This is a genomic window from Treponema sp. (assembly GCF_052169735.1).
Taxonomy (GTDB): domain Bacteria; phylum Spirochaetota; class Spirochaetia; order Treponematales; family Treponemataceae; genus Treponema.
Map to the genome: position 1 here is coordinate 22,329 of NZ_JBQNBW010000037.1, position 7,073 is coordinate 29,401.

General features: G+C 52.4%; 4 protein-coding genes. 1 reads left to right on the forward strand and 3 read right to left on the reverse strand.

Annotated features, from left to right (window positions below):
* Positions 1-16 precede the first annotated feature (16 nt).
* The 3 genes from ACTTJ8_RS07440 to ACTTJ8_RS07450 are packed head-to-tail and all read right to left on the reverse strand — an operon-like array spanning position 17 to position 6,479.
* Positions 17-3,922, reverse strand: a complete 3,906-nt coding sequence (locus ACTTJ8_RS07440) for a transglutaminase domain-containing protein (protein ID WP_442720773.1) — start codon at positions 3,920-3,922, stop codon at positions 17-19.
* Complete coding sequence (locus ACTTJ8_RS07445; RefSeq protein ID WP_442720770.1) at positions 3,900-5,456, reverse strand: DUF58 domain-containing protein; 1,557 nt, start codon at positions 5,454-5,456, stop codon at positions 3,900-3,902. Before ACTTJ8_RS07445 ends, ACTTJ8_RS07440 begins: the two co-directional genes overlap by 23 nt.
* Before the next feature lie 18 nt (positions 5,457-5,474).
* Positions 5,475-6,479: an AAA family ATPase gene (locus ACTTJ8_RS07450; RefSeq protein ID WP_442720771.1), complete on the reverse strand. Its 1,005-nt coding sequence runs from the start codon at positions 6,477-6,479 to the stop codon at positions 5,475-5,477.
* Positions 6,480-6,571: 92 nt separating this feature from the next.
* Between ACTTJ8_RS07450 and ACTTJ8_RS07455 the strand changes: the two genes are divergently transcribed.
* A partial coding sequence (locus ACTTJ8_RS07455; protein ID WP_487248077.1) for a hypothetical protein occupies positions 6,572-7,073 on the forward strand: 502 nt, incomplete at its 3' end.

A 7,073-nucleotide genomic window follows, 5' to 3' on the forward strand; every position in this document is an offset into this window, starting at 1 on the left:
CTTTCACCTTCCGCCCTTATCTCCTAAACAGCCGGACTGCCAGCTGATTGACGCATCGTGCAGCGGCGGCTCTATCTTTCACCGATTCAGGATAGCCGGAGCGGATATACACGGTACCGTCGTCCCCTGTCAGGCTGAGGCTGAGTCCTTGCGCAGTGCAGTCCGCATACAGGGTAAACGGAGCGGCTGCACGAACCGTAAACAGCGACTTTTGTAACGCAGCGGAAAGCCGCTTCTGTGTTTGCCGCCGTCCCCCCTCATCGGAACCGGTACACACCAGCCTAACCGGCAGCCGTATCCAATATTCGGGAAAACAGGCTGGGTTACTTTGCAGCAAATCCCGATACAGCTCCTCCCGCTGCCCGCTACTGCGGGTACAGCTAATCAGCACAGCCGCAGCTTGATCCCGCAGCTCCCGCTCCCATGTAGGGTCAAGTAGCTCCAATGCCTCCCGCAGCAGCCGGGCATCACGGAGCAGTATTCCCCGTTCCGCAAGATACGAGGCTTGCGCTTTCGGAATAACTGACGTTTCAAGCGCTTCAGCTCGGCGCAAATAGCGCAAGGCTTTAAATGGAATAGACTCAAAGGCTTTATAATAAAAGCTGTTTTTGTACAGCTCATGCGCCGTACTGTCAGCAAAGGGCTGCACATATTCTTGCGCCAATGTCAAATGAGAAATGCTATAGGCAGCCCGGTAATACTGCGCTTGCGCCCAATAGTGTATCAGGTTTTTGTGCCGGATACAAAAGTCCTTCACTCCCACCGGAATCCGCATCTTCTCCGCCGCATACTTTTTTTTATAGAGCATCTGATACAGATTATACCGTTCGCTATAAAACTGCGCGGTACTCATACCGAAATTTGCAATCCACGAGTGATCGGTAACGCGGTCAATTTGTATGATATACTGTTCAGCCCGTTCCCACTGCCCCATCCGCAAATGTATTTTCGCAAGATTGATCAGCGGCAGCGGGGTACGGTTATGCTCTGCTGACTGCGCATAATACCGTACTGCAGAGTCAAAATTATTTTTCCGCTCTTCCAATTCTCCCAGAATTAAATACCCCGAAGCCCGCTCAAAAAAATCAGAGGCATTACGGGCATCTTCTTCCGCTTGTGCAAAATGATAAAAAGCTGCCTCTAAAATCGCCTTGTTGTAGGAATACACTGATGCCGAATACACCGCATTATGCTGCAGAGCAAGCTCAATTCCCTTAGTGTAATAATACGCTGCGTTTGTATAATCAAAAAGCTCCCCGTACAGATTACCGAGCGCATTGGCAATACAGCCGTCATCCCCGTAACTCGCACGGGCATCAAGCATCGCTTTAATGCCTTCCGCAGTCCGGTGTGTTTTAAAACAAAGCCAGCCGTATGACGACCACGCAAAAATATCAGTTGGATTATACGAAAGATATTCATGCAAAAACTGCCGTGCCTCTTCCTCTTTATTCAGCGCCGCCGCCGCATTCGCAGCCCCATACAACAGCTTGATATTATAGCGGTTAATCCGCAAGCCTTCCGTAAAACTGCGGTAGGCAGGCTCATAGAGTCCATTGTTAAAATACAGGTCTCCGCGCTTGAGCTGAAAAAGCTCATTCGCAGGGTACTGTACAATACCTTCTTCCAGTAGGGCGGCGGCTCCATCCCAGTTTTCTGCCTGCATTGCCTTATCAATAGTGCGCAGAAGTTCTTCTGCCCCCGGCACACACAAAAGCTGTGCAGGCGCGGCAAGCGAAAAGAGCAGCAACAAGAACTTTGCCCGCAGAATGCGCATAATGCGCAGGACACCCCGCTTTTTTCTACCGGATTGACCGTCCCCGCTGCCGTTTATTTCAGTCTGCTCCGCACACGGTGCAGTACCCTCCTGCATTGTACCGATTTTGTGCGCCTGTGTTTTCCCAGTCGCCCACCGCAGCTTTTTCTTCCCCTTCCATTGCTCGCGCTCCTCAGGGTTCAGGAACTCCTTACGTTGCCGGCGCTCCGCACGGTACAGCATAAGCGCCTCCGTTCTATCTGCATCGGTACACACAGGAGCAAACTTGGCTTTTTGCGTCAAGGCATAGAAGCGCCTGCTTGGATTCTTATGCAGCTTCCGAAGGGTGAGCAGAATTTTCCGGTTATTCCGGGAAAACTTGATAATAACATACAGAGAGAGCCGGAGGAAACTCAATAAGAGCAGCAGCGCCAGCACAATACCACCGGTTAGCACATACCGGTACGCCCTAACAAAGGTGAGTACCTGCCGCATCACTGTACCGGCTTCTTGTCCCCGGTCTGCGTCTTCATGCCGGACACGGAGTGATGAGCGGTTAAGCAGAATTTCATCCAGCAGCTGTGTAAACTGATCCCCTCCCGCGTGGAATGCATAATCAAGGCTTTCATCATCAGCAAGCTGCTCCGTTGTTGGATCAATATCGACCCAACCGAGATAGGGAAAAAATACCTCCACCCATGCGTGCGCCATATTCGCCCGTACCGGATAGTAATTGAGGATGCCGGATTCAGGCTGCAAAAAAAAGCCGGCTGCAATCCGTGCAGGAATACCGATGCTGCGGAGCATAAGGCAGTAGGCAAAGGCAAAATACGAGCAATAGCCTTTTTTTCCTTCGGTTACAAAATACCGCAGCTGATCCCCATCGGGAGCAAGTCCGGGGTGGAGCGAATACCGGTACTCTCCTTCCCGGAAATAGTCCAGCAGCCGGTATATCTTATCATAATAGAGCGGAAAATCCGTAGTAAGTTCCTCGGCAATGGGCTTGAGCAGCGCCTGTGTGCCCGGATCAACCGCAGTATAAAAGCGCAGCGCCTCCTCTGAAAGCCCTTCCTCCGCATTGCCGGACGGAGGCTCCGCCGTAATAAGGTCAAGAGGAACCCCATGAAGGACTTCACTTTCAGCTTGATACGCCCCCTTAAAGCTCACCGTGTCCCACACCGTATACGGGGTTACGGAAAGCGGATAGTCAAGGGCAACCAAGGATGCCGGATCCAACGTAACGGCAAAAATCTCCTGAGTAACAGTCTCGCGGCATTGAAAGCGCCGATGCGGCAGGGCTGCAGGCTGTTTCGGCACTTGCAGCGGCTGTTCATCCTCACCGGGGGCAGCCTTTTCATAAAAGCCTTGCTGAGGACTCCAGCCTGAAAGGTACATCCGGCGGAACAGGTGAGAATCATACTCCTGATCAATATGCATCACCATCACCAGATTGGTGTTCATTTTCACCTCATCCTGCAGCTTTAAAAACGGAGAAAAATCAAACTCAAAGAGTTTCTGTTCCAAAAGACCGCCGTTATTGCTCACCGATGCCTTTGTAAAACGCTGTGTAAAAAAAATCAACAGAGCAGTTGAGATACACAGAAACACTGCTAAAAATACGCTAAACCGGCGGCGCTGTACAACCGGTATCGCAAGCAGCGCTATCTGCAGCAGCATAAACGCACCGGCAAAGCCCACAGCCCACAGCGGATGAGAAAAGGCTGTCAGACGGTAATGCTGCTGAGAAAAAAAGAGCAGCGCGCAAAGCAGTATTGCCGCAAGGGGTTCAAAACGCCGCCACCGCTCCATATACAAAAAGAGCACCGCAGAGCAAACCGCAAGAACACCGGTCAGCATGAGCAGCTCAAACACCGCTTTAATGCGCAGAAAGAGGGTATCAGCCAGCAGATGCGGCACGAGGGCGAGTACCCCCAGTGCCGCTGCGGGGATCAGCCCAAGCAAAAGAAAGCCCAGCAGCAGCGCCGCTGCCGCACGTATACCTTTTTTGTAAAAGAAATGCACCGCTGCCGTACACCACAGCCCCCACAGCGGCAGCACCGCAGCAGGCAGCACATCCGGGAGAAAACGGTATGGAACGGCAAGCAACAACGCAAGGGCAGCACTGCGGAGCAGCGCCGCCGGTTTAGAACAGCAGGGCATGGTCATTCCTTGCGGCAAAAAACCGCAGTTCCCGCTCAGCTGCGTCTTGATAGCGGCGGTAAAACGCTTCCCGCCGGAGGGAGGCGGCAGAGCAGTACAACAGCCGGTGTACCGCTTGACGGAAGCGACCGCGGAACCCCCCGCTGCCTGTATCGCCCCCGCCGGAAACACGCGGCGCTTCATGCAATGCCGGTATATCCGCAAGATAAAACACCGTTTCCACCCCGGCACGGCGGCTTGCGGCTGCCTTGAGCTCAGCAGCCTTGAGTTCAGCCCCGCTTATCCCATTCCGGGAATACGCATAAGAATCCGGCAGCGGGAGATAACAATAGAGCAAGCCGCTCTCCTCCGGTACCGCACGGAATACCGCCGCTGCATCGGAGTCGACGACCATCCCGGCTTCCCGCGTTTTCCAAGCATTTCGTGTAGTCCCTATACGGCGAGACCATACAGCCCCTATCCGGCATGTAGACCGTACAGACTGCACAGCCGGTATGGCACAGAGGTTCAGTACACGGGGCAGCGCATCCTTATCATCGGGCAGTATATCAAAGCGTTGCAGCGGCATACCGCCGGTGTTTTTCCAGGTGTTATGCACCGGAGCTTCTCCGCCGGAGATTTCATTATCATCGAGAAAGTCATGATCATAGAGATAATCATATAATAGAAGAGAACATTCTATACCGGTGTTGAGCAGCTGTAATATAAAGGAAGCAAGCCGTCCGACAAACGCATCGAACACATCTTCTACGAGCTTCCGGTCTTGTTTCCGCAGCACACGCGGCGCTTCGATATAAATACTCACGTGCTTTACCGGAGGAGGTTCAAAAGCGCCGAGCTTAATGGAAAGCCCGCCGGTATGGGCATAGAGTTTCCAGTGAATTTTCCTCGGATCATCACCGGGAAAATACGGGCGTGATTCATACAATTCGGCTGTACGCTCCAGCTGCGGCACATCCTGCACGGTATGCACGCTCAGCTCCGGCGGAGAGCCGGCTTCAAACGGCTGCAGCCGCGGCGCTACCGTATAGACGCGGGACACACTGCGAGGCTGCATCAGCTGAACAGCAAAAAAATCGCACAAATCTTTCAATACAAGATACTGCTGCCGGTAAAAATACCTACCGCGGGGGACAGACTCTGCATAGTATACCGTCCGTGCTGCATACAGCGGAATATCCATCCGTACCGCTATTTCTGCCGCAGGATCAGGTGTACGTGAAAAGGTAAGCGTATAAAAGGCAGCCGCTCCCACTGCACAGCGCGGAAAGACCGCAGCAGCAGGACTCACAGCAATGACTCCGCAGCCCGCAGCCGCATCATTCCCCGCAGCGCTGCTTTCAGTCAAACTGACAGCAGGTTCTTCATGCCGCCAGTAAAAGGCGGTAGCCCCTACAGCAAGGGCAGCAAAGCCCGTGTATAAGGTCAGTAATCCGCCGAATGCGGTACTCAAAAGCTCTCCACGCAGCAGCCCCGCCGCCAACAGCAAAAAACCCGTCAGGGCATACAAGGCTCCGTGCACTGTTATCCGTATCCGCATTTGCATCTGCATCATTGCTCAATCGGCTTGTGTCCAATCCGTATGTTTATCGACGGTACGGATCACTGTTTCCGTAATCTCACTGATCAGCCCTGCCGCCGTACCGATGCTGCCCGGCACAGTACCGGAAGCTGTGCCGGATGCCATACCGGTTTTGATCACACAACGGTGAGCAAGCACAAGAGGAGCCAATACCCGGATATCATCATCTTCTACCCAATTCCGTCCGCAGATCAGCGCAAAAGTACGGGCAAGCTGCAGCAAATGAATACCGGCACGAGGAGAAGAGCCAAGCTTAAACGCAGGATGCGTCCGTGTCAGCTTTCCAATCCCGGCAATCACCCGCTCAAGCGCCGGATGCACAAATACCAGCCGCTGCTCTTCACGGGAAGCAGCAATATCCTGCATCGACACCACCGGCACAACCGTTTCCGCAGCCTGAGGCTTCGTTTGTTCATGCAGCAGCTCGTATTCAGCCTCTTCATCAGGATAACCGAGTGAAAGACACATACTAAACCGGTCAAGCTGCGCAGCCGGCAGCGGATACGTTCCTAAACTTTCCACCGGATTCTGCGTCGCTGCCGTAAAGAAAAAAGGACTCAGCGGGCGAGTTACCGTACCTGCCGTAACCTGCCGTTCCGCCATCGCTTCCAACAAAGCAGACTGCACCTTAGGCGGTGTCCTATTGAGTTCATCAGCCAGCAGAATATCCGCAAACACCGGCCCTTCCATAAATGCAAAAGAATGAGTCTCCGCATTAAACACCTCCACCCCGGTTATATCGTAGGGCAAGAGATCAGGCGTACATTGAATCCGCTTAAATTGTGCAGGCTTTCCGTCTTTCTCGATAAGTGCGGCAAAAGTTTTTACCAACGTCGTTTTTCCAACCCCCGGCACATCCTCCAAAAGAACATGCCCCCCCGTCAGATACGCACTAATAAAAAACCGAAGCACCTCTTTCTTTCCCTTTATGACCTTTTCTAAAGAAGACAGAAGCGCTGCTGCCGTTGTCTGGGTATTCATAGCGGGCAGTATATCACAGCATTCAGAACTGCTCAACGATCCATAGCATGAAACCTCGCTATTAAACGGAGTCTTTACAGTTGATTTTTACTATGGGCATTCCCTGGGCGCTCCCTGCCTCAAGAGGCAGGTCGGGCTTTCCGCTTGAAGCTTTTTGCCGTGTCTGCAACAGTCCCGGCAGTGTTATTCCGCATACGCTCCATAAACTGCGCTTGCGATGTTTCAACGGCAAAAAGGCTACCGCTGCAATCCCTAACGCTGTCCAAGAATTGACATCCTTGTCAATTCTTGGACACGAGTTTTTGGGAAGCAAAAAACATCGTTACTCCTTGGAACCAGCGGCATCTGGAAAGGCAATGAAGCGGTACGATGAGAACTTTAAAATCGAGGCATTGAAGCTGTCGGACGAGATCGGAGTGAAGAAAGCGTGTGAACAGCTTAACGTGAACTATGGAAAGCTGTACGTATCACCTCTTTTTGACTGCTATAATGGAGAGATCATTTCTCTTGTAATGGACACGAACATGAAAAAGGAACTGTGTATAAAAACGATAACGGAGGCATACAAGAATTTTGATATACAAAGTGGAGCGA